General features: G+C 38.9%; 21 protein-coding genes. All 21 read right to left on the bottom strand.

Annotated features, from left to right (window positions below):
• Positions 1-35: 35 nt before the first annotated feature.
• Positions 36-1,691, bottom strand: a complete 1,656-nt coding sequence (locus JWG44_RS17235) for a hypothetical protein (protein WP_205276240.1) — start codon at positions 1,689-1,691, stop codon at positions 36-38.
• A gap of 61 nt (positions 1,692-1,752) precedes the next feature.
• The gene (locus tag JWG44_RS17230; RefSeq protein WP_232371706.1) at positions 1,753-2,712 is read right to left on the bottom strand and encodes a glycosyltransferase family 2 protein; all 960 of its coding nucleotides are present in this window, start codon (positions 2,710-2,712) and stop codon (positions 1,753-1,755) included.
• 35 nt (positions 2,713-2,747) lie between these two features.
• Positions 2,748-3,611 (bottom strand): class I SAM-dependent methyltransferase, encoded by an 864-nt coding sequence (locus JWG44_RS17225; protein WP_205276239.1) that lies wholly within the window; start codon positions 3,609-3,611, stop codon positions 2,748-2,750.
• Positions 3,598-4,530, bottom strand: coding sequence for a glycosyl transferase (locus JWG44_RS17220; protein ID WP_205276238.1), 933 nt, complete (start codon positions 4,528-4,530; stop codon positions 3,598-3,600). The genes JWG44_RS17225 and JWG44_RS17220 overlap by 14 nt, the downstream gene beginning before the upstream one ends.
• Before the next feature lie 12 nt (positions 4,531-4,542).
• A complete protein-coding gene (locus tag JWG44_RS17215) occupies positions 4,543-5,712 on the bottom strand; it encodes a glycosyltransferase family 4 protein (protein WP_205276237.1) in 1,170 nt (389 codons plus the stop codon).
• Positions 5,713-5,717: 5 nt separating this feature from the next.
• Entirely contained in the window at positions 5,718-7,049 is a 1,332-nt protein-coding gene (locus JWG44_RS17210) for a flippase (protein WP_205276421.1), read from the bottom strand.
• Positions 7,050-7,179: 130 nt separating this feature from the next.
• The gene (locus tag JWG44_RS17205; protein WP_205276236.1) at positions 7,180-8,490 is read right to left on the bottom strand and encodes an O-antigen polymerase; all 1,311 of its coding nucleotides are present in this window, start codon (positions 8,488-8,490) and stop codon (positions 7,180-7,182) included.
• A 47-nt stretch (positions 8,491-8,537) separates the two neighbouring features.
• Positions 8,538-9,815 (bottom strand): sugar transferase, encoded by a 1,278-nt coding sequence (locus JWG44_RS17200; protein ID WP_205276235.1) that lies wholly within the window; start codon positions 9,813-9,815, stop codon positions 8,538-8,540.
• Between the two features lie 18 nt (positions 9,816-9,833).
• Positions 9,834-11,048 carry a glycosyltransferase family 4 protein gene (locus JWG44_RS17195; protein WP_205276234.1) on the bottom strand — a complete coding sequence of 405 codons (1,215 nt, stop codon included), beginning with the start codon at positions 11,046-11,048 and terminating at the stop codon, positions 9,834-9,836.
• A 9-nt stretch (positions 11,049-11,057) separates the two neighbouring features.
• Complete coding sequence (gene wecB, locus JWG44_RS17190; protein WP_205276233.1) at positions 11,058-12,185, bottom strand: non-hydrolyzing UDP-N-acetylglucosamine 2-epimerase; 1,128 nt, start codon at positions 12,183-12,185, stop codon at positions 11,058-11,060.
• Positions 12,178-13,188, bottom strand: coding sequence for a polysaccharide biosynthesis protein (locus tag JWG44_RS17185; protein WP_205276232.1), 1,011 nt, complete (start codon positions 13,186-13,188; stop codon positions 12,178-12,180). The genes wecB and JWG44_RS17185 overlap by 8 nt, the downstream gene beginning before the upstream one ends.
• Positions 13,181-14,077 (bottom strand): dTDP-4-dehydrorhamnose reductase family protein, encoded by an 897-nt coding sequence (locus tag JWG44_RS17180; RefSeq protein ID WP_205276231.1) that lies wholly within the window; start codon positions 14,075-14,077, stop codon positions 13,181-13,183. The genes JWG44_RS17185 and JWG44_RS17180 overlap by 8 nt, the downstream gene beginning before the upstream one ends.
• Before the next feature lie 188 nt (positions 14,078-14,265).
• Entirely contained in the window at positions 14,266-15,390 is a 1,125-nt protein-coding gene (locus tag JWG44_RS17175; RefSeq protein WP_408612017.1) for a glycosyltransferase family 4 protein, read from the bottom strand.
• Positions 15,391-15,413: 23 nt separating this feature from the next.
• On the bottom strand, positions 15,414-16,307 hold the full coding sequence (locus JWG44_RS17170; RefSeq protein WP_205276229.1) for a glycosyltransferase: 894 nt from the start codon (positions 16,305-16,307) through the stop codon (positions 15,414-15,416).
• A complete protein-coding gene (locus tag JWG44_RS17165; protein ID WP_205276228.1) occupies positions 16,304-17,248 on the bottom strand; it encodes an NAD-dependent epimerase/dehydratase family protein in 945 nt (314 codons plus the stop codon). Before JWG44_RS17165 ends, JWG44_RS17170 begins: the two co-directional genes overlap by 4 nt.
• 12 nt (positions 17,249-17,260) lie before the next feature.
• Positions 17,261-17,710: a dTDP-4-dehydrorhamnose 3,5-epimerase family protein gene (locus tag JWG44_RS17160; RefSeq protein WP_205276227.1), complete on the bottom strand. Its 450-nt coding sequence runs from the start codon at positions 17,708-17,710 to the stop codon at positions 17,261-17,263.
• Positions 17,703-18,767, bottom strand: coding sequence for a CDP-glucose 4,6-dehydratase (gene rfbG / locus JWG44_RS17155; RefSeq protein ID WP_205276226.1), 1,065 nt, complete (start codon positions 18,765-18,767; stop codon positions 17,703-17,705). The genes JWG44_RS17160 and rfbG overlap by 8 nt, the downstream gene beginning before the upstream one ends.
• On the bottom strand, positions 18,755-19,531 hold the full coding sequence (gene rfbF, locus JWG44_RS17150; protein ID WP_205276225.1) for a glucose-1-phosphate cytidylyltransferase: 777 nt from the start codon (positions 19,529-19,531) through the stop codon (positions 18,755-18,757). The genes rfbG and rfbF overlap by 13 nt, the downstream gene beginning before the upstream one ends.
• Positions 19,532-19,650: 119 nt before the next feature.
• Positions 19,651-20,883: a Gfo/Idh/MocA family oxidoreductase gene (locus JWG44_RS17145; RefSeq protein ID WP_205276224.1), complete on the bottom strand. Its 1,233-nt coding sequence runs from the start codon at positions 20,881-20,883 to the stop codon at positions 19,651-19,653.
• 6 nt (positions 20,884-20,889) lie between these two features.
• A complete protein-coding gene (locus JWG44_RS17140; RefSeq protein WP_205276223.1) occupies positions 20,890-22,140 on the bottom strand; it encodes a class I SAM-dependent methyltransferase in 1,251 nt (416 codons plus the stop codon).
• Between the two features lie 52 nt (positions 22,141-22,192).
• Positions 22,193-23,200 carry a glycosyltransferase family 2 protein gene (locus tag JWG44_RS17135; protein WP_205276222.1) on the bottom strand — a complete coding sequence of 336 codons (1,008 nt, stop codon included), beginning with the start codon at positions 23,198-23,200 and terminating at the stop codon, positions 22,193-22,195.
• Positions 23,201-23,214: the final 14 nt, after the last annotated feature.

Raw genomic sequence — 23,214 nt, 5'->3', positions numbered from 1 at the left:
AAAAAAGCGGAACTACAAAAGATAAAACTAAACTTTCACTGAAAAGGGACAAGTTTAACTTCAACCTTTTTACAATCCGAAATTTTCGGAGCGTCTTGTAGAGAAGCGGGAGGAAACAAAAGGACTACGCAATTTTTTCCGAGGAGAGATTTTGAATTGTATGGTAAAATCCCTTTCTCCAAAGAACCGTCCTTTGCGATCATTCTTAAATAACTCAGCAGACCGTTTTTAAAATCCGATTCGGCTTTTACATCCGTTACGATCAACATTCTTTCCTTTGAATCTCCGTAATAATTCAAAAATCGAGAAAAAGAATCCACGGGTTCGAAATCAAAGGCTTGGTGAACGTAAAAAATCAAATGCGAATTCGAATCGTTTGAGACAAATTCCTTTAGAAAGGAAGTGAACTCTTGGGTCCGTTTCATGTTAGCACGGGAATCCCGTTGAAGGTTTGTTAAACCTTGAATGGAAACCGTTGAACTCAAATAAAAAATCAAAACTAAATTCAACGAAAAAAAGCGAGTCTGAAAACCCAATTCTCCGATCCTGAACACTCTCCAAACGACGGAAGCGATCAGAATTAATATCGATCCCTGAAAAGCGATAACCCCGGGAAAATCGTATCTCGAATTCGTAGGCCATTGTCCGTTATAAAAAACGATATTGATCAGTAAGATCGATAGAAATAGAAAAGCCAGGCAGATCCATTTATCAAAGCCGATTCTTCTTCCTTTCTTAAACTCAAAGAGAAAAAGGGAAAAAAGTAAACCAAGCAGAACAAGTGGAACATAAAGAAAATCTTTTGAAAGGATTCTTACAAAAACCGAAAATCGATCGGAGGCCAAAGCGCTATTTCCGTAAATATCCACCTTGCTCATTCTGAAAAAAAGAAACAAAGACAGAACCGTTACAAAGGAGAATAAAATCGGCAAAGTTAAAAGAACTGAACCCAACCGGTTGTCCTTTTTTTTCCTTTCTAAAAACAAGATTACTATCGGAATAAAAATCAAGATGAGAAAATTTTCCTTGGATCCCGCCGCGATAATAACTCCCAAAGAAATCAAAATGTAGAAACTAATCGGCTTTTTTTCGGAAAGTCGATACTCCGCAATCGCGATTAATAAGAGAGCGACGCCGAGAACCGCGTAAACTTCCCCCGCGCCCAGTCTTGAAAAAATATCCGACCAGTATCTTACGGAAAATATCGAAAGGACAAAAAGAGTAGAAACCGATACTGAAAAAAAGCGGGAAAACAATTTTAAAATAGAAAAAACAAACACTCCCGCTGTGAAACAACGGAAAAAATACCACGCATAGACGTTTTCTTTCCAGAGGAGAGATTCAAAAATTCTTAGGACGTAATAAGAAATTCGATAACGAGGACTTTCTCCAAACTTACCGACCTCCGTTTTGTTAATTAGAATATCAAAAAACTCGCTCCAAGCTGCGGGCGAAGTTTTTGACTTCAGAAAAAAGAAGGTTTCATGATCGTCGATTAACCACAACTGAGCTTTGAGATTTGGTCCAAAAAGATAGATTACTATCAGCAAGGTTATGAGAAAAAAAAGAATTCCTTTGATTCGTCGCCCGACTCCGACTCGTCTTTCAATCAGGAATAGAAAAATAAAAATGCCAAGAAAAAGAAAATAATCGATATCCATCGAAACGTTAGAAAGAAGATTGTAGTTCATTGATTCTATTTTTATTACTCTTACTCGCCGTGATTTTAAAAGATTTCTTTTAAAGAAAAGGTTATCCTTTCTTTTTCAAGTTAGTTTCTTTGAGGATGTAATTGGGACGATTTTTGGTTTCAAGAAACATCTTTCCAATATACTCGCCTAAAATTCCGAGTACGATCAACTGCACACCGCCCATAAACAAAACACTGACCAAAACCGAAGTCCAACCGGATACTACTTTATCCGAAGTAAAGAATATCACAATTGCATAAAGCGCATAAATTCCCGAAAACAATGAAAAAACGACGCCCGCGATCGTCGCCAAGTGCAAAGGTTTGACGCTAAAGGAAGTAATTCCGTCTAACGCGAAAAGGAACATCCTTTTCAAACTATACTTGCTTTTTCCCCAGATTCTTTTTTCGGGCTGATATTCGATAAAACTTTTTTGAAAACCGATTCCAGTCACCATTCCGCGAATGAATAGATTTCTTTCCTCAAACGTTTTTAACACGTCTACGACCTTTCTGTCGAGTAATCGGAAATCCGCCGCGCCCTGATCGATGTTTAAACCGGAGAGTCCGTTCAACAGCGAATAAAAAATCCTCGCAGTTATCTTTTTAAAAAGGCCGACGTTTTCGTTATCCATTCTTTTGGTATAAACGATATCGTTTCCCTCCTCCCATTTTTGTATAAGAATGGGAATCAATTCCGGAGGATGCTGGAGATCCGCATCCAGCGAAATCACACAATCCGCGTCGGAATGATCCAGACCGGCTTTGAGGGCCACCTGATGTCCAAAATTTTTTGAAAAGGATATAAAGCGGATATTTGAACTTCTTTGCGATAACTTCCGAATTTCCGATAAAGTTTCATCGGAACTCCCATCGTCGACAAAGATGATTCTAAAATTATAAGAAACAGGAATTACGTTTTTTAAACGTTGGTATAAGACCGCAACGTTTCCCTCTTCGTTAAAGGAGGGAATAACGATATCGATCGTCTTTTTTTTCTTTGTTATGGATTTCTGATTCAAGTTGGCGGCGTCTTTCGTAAAATAGTATTGTTAGGCTAATTCATTTTACTTTTTAAAAGAATATGATCTTCAAAAGTTTTACTCTGATATAACTTTTTGACGGAAGGAAAACGTTTTTCCGCGTTACGGATGCTTCTTCTTAGTCTTTGCAAATCCAACTTTAAATCCTTTCTAATCAATACGTGAAAATCTGCGGCTAAGGAACAAACGGAGTATCCGGTAATTTCTTCCATTTTCGACAATGTTTTCGCGTTGTAAAAGGAAATATGTTGTCCTGCTTCAAACGAATAATACCACCAATTCATATCGGGAGTTTTTTCTCCGTAGAGAAGAGTTGAAAAAATCAGTAAGGCCGGTTTTTGAAACCGGAGGATTTCCAAGATATCCTCCCTTGGCTTATCAAAATGTTCAAATAACTCGAAAGCAAGGACTACGTCGTAATTTTCCTTCGGTTCAAAGCTGAATCCTTCCGAAAAATCATTCTTCGCGTATTTATCATACCAATAACAATCGAATCCGACGTCGCGCATGAGACGAACGAGAATTCCATGTCCTCCCCCGTAATCGAGAATCTTACCTTGATATGGTTTCGATTTTTTCTGAAAAAGCCGATTCCGAAACGGATGATTCTGTTCCTGCAATTGGGATTGAACTTCGGTCAAAAGTAGCGTTAACTTTTTTACATTCTCATTATTCCTTAAAAAAATACCGGTATCTAAGATCGAAATCGCTTTATTATAGGCCTCCTCCAACCAAAAGGGAACTTCGGATTGTAAAAGATCGCATTCTTCACATTTATAATAAGTTACTTCGTACTGATTTAACACCTTTACCTGAAATTCTTTACTTGCATTAGAACCGCAAAGCCTACATTCGATTTGATTCTTATTTGATTCCAAGTAGATAACTCCTCAGGCGAATTAATAAACGAAGTGGATTAAACCGCCCCCTTTTTCCTTTTTCGTCCGATCCGATGAACGTATCTTTCGAAAATCCGTCGCTTTCTATATCCCGAACGACGAACTTAGGATGCCTTAACGGAAAGGATAACGGTTCGGTTTTCATATTCGCATAAGGACTCGGATGAGTCGTATGCGCCGCCCCTTCTCCAAAACCGATATTCTTTATAAGATTCACCGAAGGCATGATATTAAGACGACCATTTTTCAAGTTATGATAAACCCATTGAAAGTCCCAGGTTTCAAAACCATTATAAGCGACCGCCTCGAAATTACTTTTCCAAAACTGAAATTCCTTCGACTCCGGAAAAAGATCCTTCAACCATCCTTCTTCAAAGAATTCCCGAAAGTCTTTCATATACACGTCATATCCTTGCCAAGCCCTTCTCCAGGAAGCCCATCCCCAAATATGGGAATATAAAGAATAATAGTAGCTATTCCGATTTCTACGATGCCCAAAACCGAAGTTATCGCCGCTGATCATACCGATGCGAAAATCATCTTTATAATATTCTAATAATTGCTCGCAATAGACGTAGAAACTTGGGTCGGGGACGATGTCATCCTCTAAGATAATTCCCATTTCCTCGTTTTCAAAAAACCAAGTAATGGCGGAACTCACTGAAACTTTTAATTGTAAATGTTCCTCTCGAAAAAGGGTTCGAATTTCACAATCCCAATCCACTTTTTTTAGAATGTTCCTTACTTCATTGCATCTCTCGGTTTCGCCTTCTTTATCGGCGCGGGGAGCGTTGACGGCGAGATAGAATCTACTCGGTTTATACTGCCGTATTGTTTCGAATACGATGGAAGTAAGGTGAGGTCGATTGAATGCTATTAAGAGAATGGGGGCTTTCATTCTTAGATTGATTTATCCTGCAAGAATACTCCGGTAAAAGTCGAACGTTTCCGAGGCGGCTTTGTCCCAAGAGAATTTTTGAATCTGCAAATTTCCATTTTGTATCTTTTTTATTCTTTCCTCGGGATTCAATATAGCTACTCTGATACAAGTCCGAATCGATTCCTCCGAATCAGGATCAAAATAAAAAGCTGCGTCACCCGCAACCTCCGGAAGACTGGAGGTATTACTACAGGCTACTGCAGTTCCGCAGCTAAATGCTTCCAAAAGAGGAATCCCGAATCCTTCGTAGCGCGAGGGAAACACAAAGAGTAATGCTTTCCGATAATATTCAGCTAACTCTTGATCGTTTTTAAAATGAAATTGTTCGACTCTTTCTCTTAGATTCAATTCTTCTATAAGAGCCATTTCATCTTTTTGAAAACTTCCCCCTCCCACACAATAAAGCCGGAGTTTCGGAAATTCTTGGAATAAGGAACTGATACTTTTTAGAAAAAAGGAAAAATTCTTATAATGGGAGCGGTTACCGATAAAAAGTAAATACTCTACTTTTGCCGGCGACAATTCTTCGCCGATAAACTCGGGCTTCATGGAAGAACCGTGATATATAACCTTTACTTTGGATTCTTGTAACTTATAGTATTTAAGGAGATCGTTTTTTGTATTCTCCGAAATAGCGATTAAGCCGGCGGCCTTATTGATCAGACTTTTCTTATTTTGGATCACTTCTTTGGAATCGAAAAAATATTCGGGGTAAATTTCATGGATTAAGTCGTGAACAGTCAGAACAAAAGGTTTTCCGGTTTTTTGAAGGCTTTCTAAAAAGTATGGGGAATAGTAAGTCGGATGAAATATATCAAAATCCGAAACCTTGATCTTTTGAATGACTTCTTTTTCCATCTTTGCTTCCGGATCGGGAAGAAGCCCTAAAAATTGTAACAACAAAAAAATCCTGTATTTTCCACGAAACTTTAATTTCGGGAACCAATCCTGAAACGTATAAGGTTTCTCGATCGAAAAAAGGGTTTTATCCGCCAAATATTCGTTAAAAGAATAGATCACTGAATGATCGATCTCTGCGTTTTTATTTTTTCGAAGTCGGATTAAAATTTCGAAAAAATAACGCGAAATACCTCCGAATTTTTGCATAGAAAATATCTGATGATCATAGAATATTTTCATAAATCTCAGATGGATCTTCGAAGTTTATCGATACTGCGAAACAACGATAAAAAATTAACGGACCCGATCTGGATAAAAAATATTTCCCTGGTCCTTTTTAAAAAAAGATTAAACAACATACTTGCAAAGAACTGTGAAATGACGGTCGCTATCGCGGCCCCTTTTACTCCATAAATCGGAATCAAGATATAATTCAAAACGATATTGGATAAACAACCGATAATACTTTTGTAAAGTTCTATCTTTTGCAAATTTTCGGTGAGATAATAACGGCTGCTTGCAACCCCAAGAAAAACAAACGTTCCCGCCCAAATATGGATCGCCAATATGAGGCCTGCCTCCGAAAAACGGGCGCCGAACAAAAATAGAATTATCGGATCGGATAAGAAGGTCATCGGAATCGCGATCAGAAGCGCGGTCAAAAGCATCAAAGAATGAAGAAGTTTTAAACGACTCAAGTATAACTCTTGGTTAAATTCTTTCGCTTTTAAGATAGAAGGAAAAAGCGATGATGCAATTGCCATCGGAATAAAATACCAAACCTCGCTGATTTTTACGGCCGCAGTATAAACTCCAACCGCTTCGTCTCCTATCATCTGACCGATCATGATTTGATCGATTCTCATATAGACGATGATAGCAAGTCCAGATAATAAAAGCATCCAGCTATCCCGCAAAAGATCAACTGCCCTTTTCCAATTGGAATGCCTGATGGAAAGAGCTCCTTCGTGAAATTTATAGATAAAATAATAACCGATCAGATTGATTATGGATTCTACTAGTCCGACCCATACAAAGGCAAAGACCGTAAATCCGTTTAAAATAAGAAAAATTCGTACAACGGAAAATATTATAAAAAGTCCGTTTTCAAGCCATACAAAGTATTTGGATAATATCTGCGCTTCGTACCAGTATTTTACGACGCCGATCGCTCGAAAACTTAGAGTAAATCCTATCAAACAGACCATCCAAAAAACGTCCATTTGACCTGGCCTAAGAAAAGAAATGAGAACAAGACTGATGACATACGCAAAAAGTCCCGCTATAAATTGCAAAAGAAACGAAGTCGAAAGAATCTCTTCCTTGTATGTCTTATCTTTGATCAACTCACGAACTACGATTCCGTCCAAACCGAGATTAGTAAAACTTCCGACCAATGCAATGTAAGCAATAACGTAATTGAGCTTACCGTAGGTGTCCGGACCCAAATAACGGGCGATCCAGACGCCAAGAAACATCCCCATTCCCATTCTAAAAATTTTGTCGAAAAAAAGCCAACCGCCATTGTGGAGAATTTTTTCAAGGTTAGGATGACGGACGTAAATTTTGTTTAAGATGGAGGACAATGTTTTATCGAATTCAAAAAGAGAAGGATCTGTTTTATCGAAACAAAAGGTGAGGTTATTTTAAACGGAATCAGTTCTTCGAATATTCTCGTTATTTTAAGTTTGGTAGATCGGTTTCACTTTATAGAAATGAAAAGACTACTATAAAGAGAATGGTCAACAAGATCGGTCCGCCAAGAACTGGCTGAAAAAGGCCGAAAACTCCGATAAACAACAGCGAGGCTAAGATCGAAAGTCGAAACGGATTCCATACGAACAAGGATTCTGAAAATTTAGAAACTATAAATCCGAACAAGACGCCTATTGCCAAAGTAAAAGGAATGCCACCGTCTTTATATAAGCTGAATAAAACGGACCCGAATGCATTGTATTCTTTCGGTCGCCCGTCGGGTGTGTATCCCAATAAACGATTCTTATGAAGATAGCCTCCGATCAGATCACTCTGTACTTGAAAATGAAAAGGAACTCTAAACAGTCCTAGGAGAAACGAAAATCCTCTTTCCAAACCGCCGAGCGAGGATCTACCGTAAGTTCTCTCGTGTAAAAACGATTCTTTGTTTTTTAACTCATGATCGAACATAGCGAAAGATTCCGTGTGATAATCGATCACAAAAACGTTTACGAACTCTTTTATACCGTCCTCTTTTCCGGAGCTACGCAAATTACCTATGAAAAAAATAAGAATAAACATTAAACTAAGGACGACTATTCGAAAAGCGCTAAAAGATTCCAAAAGGCTCTTTCTGTCTTTAAGAAATTTTATAAAAACTATTAACGAAAGAAAAATTAGAATATAATAAAATCCGAATCTTCCAAGCATCATCAAGGTATCCATCGCCACCAACGCTGATCCCATTATCAAAACCTTTTTTTTTCTCATTCTTAGATAAAAACCAATGCCTAAGAATAATGTCGCAAGAATTAAGGGATTAATCGCCAAAGAATAATAGTAGAGATATTTATTCTTTCCGAACAAAATGGAATCACCATATACCCCAAAGGCATGGGCTCGAAAATGGGAAGGTTGCATTGAACCCGGAGAAAGATTCATGTACGCAGATTTTAAAAGAAAAAATGAAACGATCGGAAAAACGAAAATTAAAATAAAGAGAAAAAAATAGAACTCCTTTTGGAGTTCCGTAATTCCGAAAAATGAAAAGGATTCCTCATCCAATATGATCCCCTTTCTCTTTCTGTACAAAAAATATACTTTATACAACCCAGCTCCAATCGTCAACGAAGACAAAAGCATAATAAAAATATAATACGTAAAATTCGAAGGAATAAAAATCCCAGTCAAAGATAAAGAGGAAATAAACATCCAAAAGAACCAGTAAGAATGAATGAAAACCAAAATCCAGCATGTCTTCTTCAGAATATAGTAAGAGAGAGCTACATTCAAAATTCCAGAGATGATAATTACTAGCGACATATATGACATGTCAATTTTCCTAATTTAAATGTTAGTATTCATAAAATTCATCGAGAGCCGAAACCGGTTACAATCGTTTTAATCGTTTTTATCGTAATCAGCATATCCAACCAGAAAGAAAAATTCTTAATATAATAAAAATCGTATTCCAGTTTAACGTTCATACCTTCGAGTTCTGCCGCGTACCCCTGTTCCACCTGCGCCCATCCGGTTATGCCTGGTCGCACTATATGACGATAACTAAAAAAGGGAACTTCGGTTTCATACCATTGAGATAATTCGTAAGATTCCGGTCTCGGGCCTATGAAACTCATAGCCCCGAAAAGCACGTTAAACAATTGTGGCAATTCGTCGATTCTGTATTTTCTGATCAATTTTCCAACTCTTGTGATTCTTGGATCCGATGGGCCTTCGGTAAATTTCTGACCGCGGATATCGGAATACATACTTCTGAATTTATACATGGTAAAAATCTTGCCTCTGTAGCCCATTCTCTTTTGTCGAAAGACCGCAGGTCCTGAGCTTTCAATTTTAATGACCAAAGCGATAATCACCAAAAAAGGCAAAATCATCGGGATCAAAATAAAACAAGCGAATAGGTCGATAATTCTTTTCAGAAACCCGTAAAATTGAGAGGGAAGAAGAGAACCGAAGTCGTTCTCAGAAAGATGATTAATCTTAACTCTTCCCGTAAGGGCTTCCTTCATCTGTTTTGTATGATAAACGGGAATTCCAGAAAGTGTACATTTCGCTAAAAATCTTTCATACTCCGGAGTAAGCTCGTCGGCAGTGAAGTCCGCGACCACCGCATCGTATTGTTGATTCTTCAGCGAAGGTTCATCCAAAGGATAAAACTCCGCTCCGTGAGTATTTTCCATTATCTTGGAGGCTCCCAATGGAATGAACGCGATCTTGAGAATTCGATACCGATGGCCGATAAAATATCCGGAAAAACACCACAGTAATGTGACAATGTAGGCTGCGGAAAGAACCTGACTGCTATAGGATTTGCGATTAAAGAAAAAATAGACTATTACCAAAGCGTAAGCAAAAGTCACGATCGGAAGTATATACGCGGAAGATTGGGCAACCGGGAATTTGAAAATTTTTCTAAGAGAGATAACCGAAAACGAAAACGAAAAAATAGTTAAAACGATCGTATTAAAGTTGTTCTCGTAAAACAGAACTTTCTGATCCCACCCTACGACAAACCCCAAAGTTAAATAGATGCCTAAAATCAAGAGCAACCATCCAATAAGTAACTGGAATGTTAGGCTTAGAAAGAATTGTTCGTAGATAGTAGAATGTCTGCGTTCGTAATTCATAAGTAGTAATTTATGTAATTAAAATATTTCAAGAGATCGATTCCTTTTTAACGAGAATTGCTCCAACTGATCAACTGCGGCTTCCACTGAAAATTTTTCATCCATCAGTTTTTTTGCATATATCCCCATTGATTCCCGAAGCTTCTTATCCAACAATTTGATGGCATTCTCCCTAAAAGCCAAATCATCTCCGGAAAAGCTGATAAAACCTGCGTTCGCGCATTCAACGACTTCTTTGAGATCGTTCCCAGGATTTACGCAACCTAGTATCGGCATGGATTGAACCATATAACCCAATACCTTACCTGGGAAATTATGTGTTTGATGATTTCGATTCAGGCAGAAAAGCCCTACATCGAACTCAGCCAAAAGATTTTTAAATTCTTCCTGCGATATTGGCTCCAAGAGAGTAAGATTCGTAAGCGATTCGTTTATCTTCGTTTCTTTGACAAGATCGACCTCGTCCCCAGCTCCGATCAAAACGAAGTGGGCAATCGGAAATTCTTTTAGATTATTCGCCAATTTTAGAATATTGCGCATGTCCTGTGCATGCCCGATGTTCCCTCCATAGATAAATACGACTTTATCCTTCAGACCAAGGCGCTCCCTATTACGAGAGTTTTTCGATCTTACTGGTGAATTCTCCGCCCAATTGAATAAAACCTGAAGATGATTGTATTTAGGAAATCGTCTTTTAAACCATTCTTTGTTTTTAGGTGATTGAACTCCGATCACGTCCGCAACGTCGTAACTGACTCTTTCAAAATGCTGAAAGAACTTCGTGATGAGAGAATTCTTTCTTAAGATACCGTTATCAATCGCCCATTGTGGAAACAGATCCCTCAGAATCAGATAACTCGGAGCCTGCCATATTTTCTTCAGCCTTTTAATTAGAGGACCCCAGAAGATACTTGGTGAATAATAGAGTATGAGATCGTTCTTATTTTCGAAAAATTCTTTACGCAAATATTTCCAAGCGCGGTAGGAGAGTAGAGTTTCGTTGATCGCTCTTTTGATTTTTGAAACGTTCTTTATCTTTCCGGACGGAAATTTTAGAATTCGAATTCCGTCCAAAGTCGTTACTGCGTAGTCTTTCTTTAGATTCGGTCCCGGAGTAATTACAGTTACTTTGTGCCCTTTCTTGCAAAACCCGAGCGCAAGCTCATGCATCATCTTCGCGGCAACTTTCGTACTTTCCGGAAGATAGTCGTCAACTACGATACAAATTGCCATTTGGATCGATTAATTTTTACCCCAGACCGTACGGTTTACATAGTCGGTGTAACTCTGAACGATACTCACGATTTTTTTTGAAATTTCACCCGCAGGATAATCCTCGACGACTCTCCTTTTACCCTTTCCCATTTTACGCTGCTCGGTAACTATTCGGACGGAGTCTAAAATTCTTTCTTTCCTAAGTCCGCTCATGATCAAAGTTCCTACATCCATTCCTTCGGGTCGTTCGTGAGCATTGCGAATCATAATGGCAGGAAGATCGAGCAAGGAAGCTTCTTCTGTTATAGTACCGCTATCGGAAAGAATACAGAACGCAGACATTTGCAAACGTATGTAGTCTAAAAATCCGAATGGTTTTAAAAAAGTGATTAAAGAATTCATTTTTAGATCTTTGAAATTTTCCAATCTTTTCCTAGTTCTCGGGTGCGTTGAAACGATAACTGGGAGTTCATATTTTTCGCAAATCGCATTCAAAGACTCTAATAGATTTTGCAAATTTTCAGCAGTGTCTACATTCTCTTCTCTGTGAGAACTTACAATAAAATACTTCTGATTCTCTAATTCCAATTTTTTTAAAATCGTAGACTTATCGATTTTTTTTCGATAGTATTCCAATACCTCGTCCATATGAGAGCCGGTTTTAATAATCGTTTCAGGCCGAATCCCTTCCGCCAACAGATAACGTCTCGCGTGCTCCGTAAGAACCAGATTGATATCGCTTAGATGATCCACCACTTTACGATTCAATTCTTCCGGAACTCTTTGATCAAAACAACGGTTTCCCGCCTCCATATGGAACACAGGTATCTTTCTTCTCTTTGCCGAAATGACGGAAAGGCATGTGTTTGTATCGCCGTATAATAAAAGAGCGTCAGGTTTTTCGACTTCAAAAACTTCGTCCGCTTTTATCAAAACCTGAGCAATCGTCGCTGTCGCTGTTTCTCCTGCGACGTTCAGAAAATAATCTGGTTTTCGAATCTCCAAGTCTTCAAAAAAAATCTGATTCAATTCGTAATCATAATTCTGACCCGAATGTACTAAGATGTGTCGAAAACTTCGATCAAGTTCTGCTATGACTCGACTCATCTTGATTAACTCAGGCCGAGTACCCACAATGGTCATCACTTTAAGCATTTAGATTCTCTTGGATAAAATCCAATTTCAAAAGCAACTCTTTGATTTCAGAGATATTTAATCTTTTAGTGTTGTGCGAAGTATAGTCGTCAAAATCGGAGACTTTCTGCTCACCTTCGATGAAATATTTATTGTAATTCAAATCGCGGTTATCAGCGGGAATTCTATAGTAACGTCCCATATCTTCAGCCTTCGCCATTTCCTCTCTCGAAACCAAGGATTCGTAGAGTTTTTCTCCGTGTCTTGTTCCAATCACGGAAATAGAATTTTCTCTATTAAATATTTCTAATAAAGCTATTGCCAATTCTTCTACTGTGGAAGCCGGAGATTTTTGAATAAAAATATCGCCTTGTTGTCCGTAGTTGAATGCGTGAAGCACTAAATCAACTGAATCATCGAGGGACATCAGAAAACGAGTCATGTTAGGATCCGTTACGGTAAGAGCGATTCCTTTCTTTATCTGTTCTACAAAAAGAGGAATTACCGATCCTCTCGACGCCATCACATTTCCGTAGCGAGTAGCACAAAGAACGGTTCCATCATCTTTCACTGACCTTGATCTTGCGACTAAGAGTTTTTCAGCCATCGCTTTCGAGATTCCCATGGCATTGATCGGATAAACCGCCTTGTCCGTACTCAACAATACCACTTTCTGAACCTTATTTGCGATCGCCGCTGTAAGGACATTTTCAGTTCCAATTACGTTAGTTTTGATAGCTTCCATTGGATAAAATTCGCAGGATGGAACCTGTTTTAGAGCTGCAGCATGAAAAATATAATCCACGCCGATCGTTGCCTGAGAAATGCTATCATAGTCTCTAACGTCGCCAATATAGAACTTCACTTTCTCGTTGGACAACGAGATCCGCATATCTTCTTGTTTTTTCTCATCTCGGCTAAAGATACGAATTTCTCGAACGTTAGTTCCTAAAAAGCGCTTTAAAACGGTGTTACCGAAAGAACCGGTCCCCCCGGTGATCATCAATACTTTATTATCAAACATTGCTAATATCCAAATATCTTTCTTTGTTTTTTTTCATCGTGAGAATTAGATCGGGCCACGGCTTCGGAGAATAGAACGTTGCATTTCTAAATTTTGCAGAATCCAAGGAACGATCGATCACGACATCATCGCTTCCATCAATTTGAATTTTCTTATCGTAAATTCTTGCAATCAAATTCAATAGATCAAATTTTGAAATTCGTTCGGAAGAGACGTGATAAAGACCGCTGAGTTTTGCGTTTGGAATTATATAATTTTGAAATATTTCAGCCATTTCACAGGTGGGAAGTCCGGAAAAAAAAGCTTTCTTAAATCCCTTAACACGGACCTCTTGGGATAAAAACCAATTCACTAACGAATAACTGGAATCGAGCTCATGACCTATTATTGAGGTTCGAATCGTCAAAACGTGATTTTCATCTAAAACCTCGCCGATCTCTTTCGACTTTCCATAAAGATCTTCGGCATCGGGAAGGTCGCCCTCCAAATAGTTTCCTTTCTTTCCGTTAAAAACGCAATCGGTACTGACTAATACGAGTCTCGCGCCGACCAATTTGCAAAGATTGGAAAGTCTATGCGGAAGTAAAGAATTGATAGGAAGAACAACTAACGGATCCTTTGCCGCTTTCTGCTGTTTAATGATCCCGACACAATTGATCACTAAATCCGGTTTTACTTTTAAGAATAATTCCAAAAGGTCGTCGTTATTTAGAACATCAAAGCCGGATTGGATTCTTTCTTGTTCACCTTTTGTAAAAAAGCGAAGATTCTCTCGACTTCGATTTGTTCCTACAACGTAAAATGAGGAATTTTCGGAGAGCCCCCTAAAGACGGCACTTCCCAACATACCCGATACGCCTAACACTAGTATTTTGAACAATGAATTCACTTTATTATTCTCTAATTCTTTCTTGATTAAACATAGACGTCTTTTCTAAAAACCTTTCTGTTTGAAATAGCCGAATGAGAACCCGACCATTAGCGTCAAAGAAAGTAATATTTTCTTTAAAGGTCATTTAAATTTCCCACTCTAAAATCATTCTGCCCTTAGCTTTCGACTCTAAACGCAATACTTGTTCAAAGCTTTTTAAAACTCGATGTTACTCTTTGAAAAAAATCGAACGTCATATCCGCATTTTTTACCCAAGAATATGACTTGGCCTTTTCAAATGCTTTTGTAGCCAGTTCCGATCTTAAGCGTTCGGAAAAGATCAACGTTTCTAATTGATCTGAAATATCCGTCACGGAAAGAGGATTTATGTAAAGCCCCGCGTCTTCCAAAACTTCCGGCATCGGACCGAAATGCGAGGATAAAATCGGAAGTCCACTTGCCATAGCTTCGATTAGAATGTTCGGTAAATTTTCGCAAGTAGAAGCGAACAAAAATAGATCCGCATCTTTATAAAATTGCGCAACTCTTTCATACGAAACATCCGGATACAACGAAACGATTCCGTCCAAGGAATCAAATTCTCTCATTTTCAAGCGCAATCTCCGAGTTGAAGATTTTTCGCTGTGAGCCCCCACTAAACTCAAGTGGATTCGAATCCCTTTTTTGTTTAATTTTGCGACCGCTTCAACGACGTTCCACTGATGTTTATAGGCGCCGATGAACGAAACATAAAGCAACTCAATGGGACTTTCATTTTTTTGATTCAGAAGCTCGGTCTGTTTTTTTGGCGCATGAAAAAATCTTTTACTAATTCCGTGCGGTATTATAACGAATTCTTTATTCCTAATACTCAATTTCTTGAATATTATATTTTTCGCGTATTCTGTGAGAAAAATAATCCCCTGAGATCTACGAAACGTCATTCCCTGAAAAAGGTAGAGAAGAATCAATCGGAACGTAAACATAGAAAAGCCGTATCTTCTTAATTCGCTCCACTCAAAAGGAAGAAGATTCTGACTCATCGTCACGAAAGGTCTAAAATTACCGGAAAAGGAACCGCCGGGAATAAAAAGCAGATCACATTTATTTTCTCTCGCCAATTTCGATAATTTAAATTTTTGCCAATACCAACGTAAAATCCGATTACCGGTAAGTTCGGAACAACTCTTCTTCGTAAGCCAAGGACGGTTTTCGATTTGAGAGAGTGTCCTTTCTACGGACCATAGAACCACTTTTGTAACTCCGTATTTTTCAGGACTTGCATTCTCTAAAAGTTCTTTTAGATGGGTAACACCGCCCCCTCCTTTTATATTGGATGCATCGATTGCTAAGATCACGTCTTCGAACTACCGGACTTTTTATCGAATAATTTCGAGAGAATCAACAGCAGAGTCGATTTAAACCAAAATTCAAAAATGTTCGGTTTCAAATTCGAAAATTCCCCTATCGCTCTCACGTAGTCTTTGTGATTATAATATATTTTTCCGCGGGTATATCGAATCCACCACGGTAACGACTTTACATTTAAATATTCGCCGTAATTTCTTACAAAGGAATTTAAGATATCCAAAGTTCGGTTTTCCGTCGAGATATTTCCGCCCCCGATCCAGTAATAACCTAACGTCCGTTCAATTTTCCTAAATACTTTTTTTCTTTTCGCGATTCTCAACCAAAAATCGTAATCTTCCCAAGCTATAAATTCTTTTTCTTCGTTTAACAATCCTATCTCTCGAATCAAAGAAGCTCGAAAGACTACGCTAGAATTCACAAGCCCGTTTCCGTTTTTTAAAAGGTCGTCAAAGACTGGGTACGTTAACTTTCTTGTTTTTGCCTTTTTTAGATGAAATTTTTGACTCTGGCTTTTTACCAGATAGAGATCGTGATAAACAATGTCGGCCCCAGCATTCAAACTTTGTATCGAGAATTCTAATTTCAGAGGTTTCCACCAATCATCCGAATCTAGGAATGCGACAAACTCGCCTTTCGCATTCTTTAACCCTAAATTTCTTGATCGAGCTATGATTCCTTCGTTGTTTACTTTTAAGAATTTAATTTTCGAATTCTGAAAGGATCCTATGACCTGTTCAGTGTTATCCGTCGAGGTGTTGTCAACGACAATGATTTCCCAATGGGGGTATGATTGATTTATAACAGAAGTTACGGCTCTCTCCAAATCGATCGCACGATTATAAGTAGGGATAATAACCGACACAAGGCGCGTATTCATGGCTGATGAAATTTTTCTTTACAAAATCTAATAAGATTATCGATCTCGATTACGTTGTTTGTCGTCGGCGAAAAGCCTAAATCCGAAAGTTTAGAAATATCGTAAATTAGACTCATTGTTTCTTCTGAAGGACCGGGTTCTACTCTTTGAAGTTCCGGTCGTTTTCCCAATAAGGCTTCACATCTATCTTGCACCAGTACGGCGACTTCCCAAACCGTCGGATTCCAAATCCCACCCAAGTTAAAAACGCCCCTTATATTGCTCATGGATTTACAAATAAATTCAACGGCACCGCACGCATCAGTAAGCGATATGAAATTTCTTCTTTGTAGGCCCGTCGTTCTTAAAACAATTTTATTATCGAGAACCGCTTGTTTACATAGATCCGGAATAAGAAGACTCCAACAATTTGCCTTTTCGTCGACAGGTGGTCCGTAAGAATTTGATAATCGAAAAACAACACTCTCAAGTTTATTTAAGGAATCATAATGCATCGCCAGATCCTCTCCAGCTTTATGACTGGACGCATAAGGATGAGTATTAGTCGCTGGCGTGGATTCCAAGATTCTATTCACTAAGTTATTTGAATATATGTGAGCGGTGGATATATAAATAAACTTTCTTACTTTTTTTTGGGTCGCAGCCTTCAATAACTTTCCGGTATTTACTGTATTTACTTCAAATGCACCGGCCGGGTCGGAGGAACAATCTTGCGCATTCATCCCTGCGGTATGGATAATTACATCGATTCCATCACAAGCTTCTTCGAGATTCTTTTCAACCGACCAATCACATTGAAAAATTTCGTTCTCTTTTACCTTATGTGGATTTTGATTTTTGGTGGTCCCCAATCGCAATCTCACTTGAGGCAAACGTTTGTTAAAATATTCTACTAATCGTCCCCCCAGATATCCGAAAGCCCCGGTAATTAAGATATTCATTGGCAGAGTATATTATTTGTGTTGAATATTCCAATCGTACGGAATACTTTTATCATTCGCCGGTTTCCGGACTATTTCATCTGGATCATGAGGGAGCGTCGCGCAATTCGCAACGATAGCGCTTTTATTGCCGAGTCCTTTAAAACCGTTCCAAATAAGCGGGGGAACGGTAACCAAACAATAATTTTCAGGGGAAAGGAAAAATTCCATAATGTTTCCTTTCGTCGTGCTATTGGGACGATCGTCATATAACACGAACTTAATTTCCCCAAATATTACCGCATAATTCAGGGTCATTCGATTGTGTAAGTGCCAGGCTTTAATCGCTCCCGGATTCGTGGACGAAAAGTAAATTTCGCCAAAAGTTGAAAAGACAGGTGAGTCGGAGCGAAGCATATGCATTACTTTCCCCCGCTCGTCGAAAAACTGTTTTAATGGTGTTACTATTACGCCTTCAATCATTGCTAAAATACTTTTCTATTTGTTCCTTAGTTTTTTCCCGTATATCCCCGCCTTCCATATAGTGTTTATACCAGGACGCGGTAGCTTCAAGCGTTTGATCGACGCTCCATCTTGGATACCAATTTAGATATTGATGCGCCTTATCGCAGTTAAGCTGCAATAAATGCGCCTCATGAACCTTATCGTGCGATTGATCTATGATAATCTCGCCCTTACCCAACGAATCGATTATGGACCGCGACACTTCATATACGGTTCTTACCTTCTGAGTCGAAGGACCGAAATTCCAAGCGGAACTGAATTTTTTAGGATCTTCCGATAGATTCTTTGCCAGCGTTAGATATCCTGAAAGAGGTTCCAATACGTGTTGCCAAGGCCTAGTCGCATTCGGATTTCTTAATATTATCTTTCCGTTAGTCGTAACCGCCCTAATACAATCCGGGATAATTCTATCGACCGACCAATCACCGCCGCCAATCACGTTACCAGCCCTTGCAGATGCTGCTCCGAAATCCTTTTTCTTTAGGAAGAAGGATCGTAGATAGGAAGAAAACACGAGCTCGGCGCTCGCTTTTGACGCGCTATAAGGATCGTGACCTCCGAGCTGGTCTATTTCCCGGTATCCCCACACCCATTCTACGTTTTCATAACATTTATCGGATGTTATATAGACCAGAGTCTTGATAGAATCCGAAAGATGCACTGCTTGGAGTAGATTTACTGAACCCATTACGTTCGTTTCAAACGTAGTTCGAGGATCCGAGTAAGATTCTCTGACTAAGGCTTGTGCCGCCAAGTGAAACACGATTTCCGGTTTAAATGATTGAAACAGATCGTTTAGTTTGCTAAAATCGCGAATATCCCCTTCCGTATGAAGAATTTCCTTTTTTAGTCCGAGTAAATCAAAGTGACTTACTTCCGTTATCGGCGGCAGTGCATAACCTGCGACGTCAGCTCCAGCCTGCTTTAGAATAAAGGTCAACCAAGATCCTTTAAATCCGGTATGACCAGTTATCAGAATTCTTTTCCCTTTAAAAAACCGAATCAACGAATCCATGGTGCTTTCCCTTGGCTATAAAGTTTATTCAGCAATTCAAATTCGCGACTTGTATCCATAGGCTGCCAAAAACCGTCGTGCTCATACATCATCAATTGGCCTTCTGAAACCAATTTTCTCATCGGTTCCTGTTCAAAGACTAGAGTGGAATCGTTATTCAAATAGTCAAATATCCGGTGATTCGCTACGAAAAAACCGCCTGAAATCCTTCCGGCTGTCGCCTGCGGTTTTTCATTAAACTCCATAACCTTACCGTCATTTAGGCTAACCATTTCACCAAATCTTCCGGGGGGTCGAACTCCGGTCACAGTCAATACTTTCCCATGTCTTTTGTGATACTCGATCGATTCATTGATGTTCACATCACTCACGCCGTCACCGTATGTTAATAAAAAATCTTCGTTTTCAACATACTTTTTCATTTTCGCAATTCTGGCACCCGTCATGGAATTCAGACCGGTATCGATCAAAGTCACTTTCCAATCAAATTCATCATGTTTACTGTGGTAACTGATTCCCCCATTTTCTCCAAACGTAATCGTAAAATCGCGGGTATACGCTTCGTAGTTAAGAAAAAAATCTTTGATTACTTGGCCTTTGTAACCTAAGCAAATTAGAAAATCCTTATGCCCAAAATTGGAATAGATTTTCATTATATGCCATAAAATGGGATAAGGTCCGATCGGAATCATTGGCTTCGGAATATCGTCCGCCACATCCCTAATTCGAGTTCCGAATCCGCCTGCAAGAATTACTACTTTCAAAAAAGCTCCTATTATTAAAAAAAGATGTCCAATGAATTTGCTAAGTATTGTTTTTAACTTTTCGATTGTCTCTTTTTAAAAATTTAATTTATTTTTAGTTTATGATGAATGTTTAATTGCTAATTTTCTTTTTCGCTATGATATACTCTTATAGTCTCCAGCATTTCCGAAAAGGAAACATCATTCTCTTCGAATAAACGTTTCCTTAGTTGTTCTAATATTCTTTTAACCCAAATTTCGGACGGATCAGACTTCTCTAAATGGAGAATTTCGGCTAACGTATAAAGGATATCGTTATCGATCGAATAAGAAGATTCGAGAAGTTTAGTTTTCAACCAACTCCTCATTGCAGCATTATAGAATACGGAAACCTGGTCTATCATCCAATTGATCCTAAGTCCCAATTCTACGCTAAGTCGGTGATCGTATTCACCACCGGCTGCCCAGCGAAGAAACGAAGCTAACATAGAAGCAACTGGTTTTTTCCCGACTTCCCATTCGGTGTCTCCCGAGATTTCATTAGTTCCTGTAGATATAATCCCAGGCTCCCTTGAAAAATCCAGCCGAATAACATTGGTTTTCGTTTTTACCTGGATACTTCGAGTACGGGATTCACCGTTTCTCTCCAAATGAATCTTACAAGGAACATCGCCAAAAAGAATTTCAAGTTCTAATGTTGCCCCGCCTCTAGAGAGATCCAAATTCTTACACTCTGTCTTTCGATCAGGAAGTATAAAATCTAGAATCGAAAACACATGGGGCAACACATCAGCATAAATGGGTAAAAATGGATCGTATTTTTTTAACTCGCCATACCGAACTTCCGATCGCGGATCGATCCAATGTAATTCCAAGGAGGATATTTCTCCGTCCTCTTTCACAAGCTTTGCAAAATTTTCAATATACCGCGCGAATAAAAAAACATGGGAAGCGGCAAAAGGAGTCCCTTGAATTTGCGCAGTGTTTATTAATTCCCGAGAAGACTCGAAAGAAAGAGTCAATGGTTTTTCAACAAGAACAGGAACTTCTGCCGACAACGCATATCGAATCGCCTCTGCATGGTCTCGAGCCGCATTCACTACGATAACGACAGTGGAAGCCCCTTTCCGCAGTCTTGGCCAATTCGATTCTACTTGGATTCTATTTCCGATATCCATTTTGGACACCCAAGAGGAAAGGCTTCTCGCGTTATGGATCGAGTGAATCGTTATTTCGACCGAGGGGGAAACCTGAGCGATAAGAACTTCCGCCAATACCCGGGCCCAACGTCCTCCCCCGATCAAAGAGACCTTTTCAGGAAAAGGTTCGAAGTTCGCAGAAGTTTTACCACGGCTACGATTTACGATTTCCATCCAAACTCACTTAGTCGAAATAAAATCCCGTTCGTCTAGGATATCAATGATCTGTCCCGTATATCCATTCTGCGTTAAGTACGCGCGTATCTCGTTCGGAATATGCCAGGCTAAATTCAATATCGGTAATGTTTTGTCTGAAAAGGCAATGAGTTCATCGTCCGAATGGATCGGTATACGTGTCCCCGGTAGAAAATGACCAATTTTTAACGAGCCCGGTTTTTCGTAGACTGCCGAAATTAGATTTTCATCAAGTCCAAGAAGCTTGACCAAAATTGCGGCCCGTCCTGGAAAAGCTTTCGCTCTTAATTTACCGTATTGCTTAAAGAGTGAATTGACTATACCTTTCTTCGATACAAGCCAGAGATTAATCTTTTCTCTAAGGGAACTGAAGTTATTCATAAATTTTTTCTCACGAGCAACCAACGCCTCCCGATCGAAAGATGGATCAACGGCAGAAGCTTTAGTGGAGAAACCGATAAAAATCCGAATATTTCCACCGTATCGGGACGGAAATTCCACACCTAAAAGGGATCCACCAAGAGATTCGGCCATATAAGTAAAGGATGTATAGCTATAAGTTCTAGGATGCTCATGATAGAATGTATCGAACTGATTTCCATCCAACACGGATCCCAAATAATGATTTTCGATTACGATCACTGTCTTCGGCGAAGCCAATTTTTTTAGTGCACGAATCACTTCATTCAGATTTTCAATATGCGCAAAGACATTCGTAAACGTAATAAAGTCTGGTTGTCCATGAAGATTCGATATTGATTCCGCCACTGCTTCGGATAAAAATTCATTGAACGTTATGTGTCCTTTCTCTTTTGCATCGCTACAAGCCTCCGTTGGTTCTATTCCGACCGTAGTCGCTCCTTTCTTACGAAAATAATCTAACAAACTACCATCATTACAACCTATGTCTAAAACGCTCTTACCGGTTAAACTTCCAAATTTATCCTCGCAAGATTCGACCAATCCTTCCATACCTTTTAGCACATCTAACGTAAAACGAGATCTGTAATGATAGGACTTCGGAAATAGATCATGTTTTGGAACCTGAAAACGCTGGTGAGCCGTCAAACAAACTTCACAGAATAAAATTTCAATCGGATATTCTTTGCACTTTCGATCGTCTCCCACTGGAACCAAATCATCACACATAGGATGAAAACCAAGGTCAAGAACGGAAACCAGTTTATCGTTAGAACAAACTTCACATGAATGGATTTCGATAACGTCATTTTTCATCTACAAACTTCCTTTTTACAACTACGGTCCTTATTAATATTCGGTTAAGCGTCTATTTAGAGCGAAAAAGACCGCTTAATTTTCTGATAAAAAAATAAAAAAAAGACAGATAAAAATTTGGATAAATACAATTACTCAGGATCACCCGAATCGGATTTATATAACTAATTCCAGATTCTCTTCTATGCAAGATCATAAATATTAAGTCGGGTATAAAGAACTTAAGTGTGTAATTTCTGCATTTTAAATACTGAAGAAACGATAGGCCATTTTTTCGGTATTCATCCAATGCTTCAACTAATCGCACACTTCGAACTAAAGGATACATCGGCACCCACTCTCTTGCGCCGCTCAAACATACGCTCAAGGGAGAAGAATAAAAAAAAGCCTTAGAATTGGAAAACGCGTTAGCGAAAATCTTAACATGAACGAAAGTATTATCAAAGAAAGAAAACCGTCTTTCGTCGAGAAGATGTGTTTGGTTTACGGCGTGTCTTTTTTCGACCCAATTTCTTCTTCTGAAAACCGACAAGAACATTCCGCCTAAAAAATCGAAAGAAAACTTAGGATCGATTAGCTCAATGAATTTCAATTCTCCGTCCGCCTTCCAGGAAGAAAAACGTTCCATTTTTTTCGGTAAGTTCACGGTATCAAAAGGCTGCGGAAAAGATTGAACGATCTCCGTTGTCAAATGAAACGAGTTGATATAAAAATAGTCGATGTTCTTACAATTGGAGATTAAATCGGAAATACTCTTAACCGCATTCGGGAGTAGAAGATCGTCATCTCCGATGAGCCATACAAAATCCCCCTCTGCCAGATCCACTACTTTTAGCACATTTCTGGCGACTCCCATATTGAACTCGTTTTTCCAGTAGCGAATGGGAAGCGTCTTTTCGAAATTCTGGACAACACTTTCAGTTTGATCATTGGAATTATTATCGGAAACACAGATTTCAAAATCGACATTTTCCCTATCTCGGTTTAGCAATATCGAATTTAAGCAATTCGATAAATGTTCAGCGCGGTTAAAAGTCGGAATACAAATCGAAATTTTCATTAAAAAAGAAAATA

This window comes from Leptospira ainazelensis, from assembly GCF_016918785.1.
Taxonomy (GTDB): Bacteria; Spirochaetota; Leptospiria; order Leptospirales; family Leptospiraceae; genus Leptospira; species Leptospira ainazelensis.
Note: the sequence above shows the minus strand (reverse complement) of the source record. Positions and strands in the feature narration are given on the sequence as shown.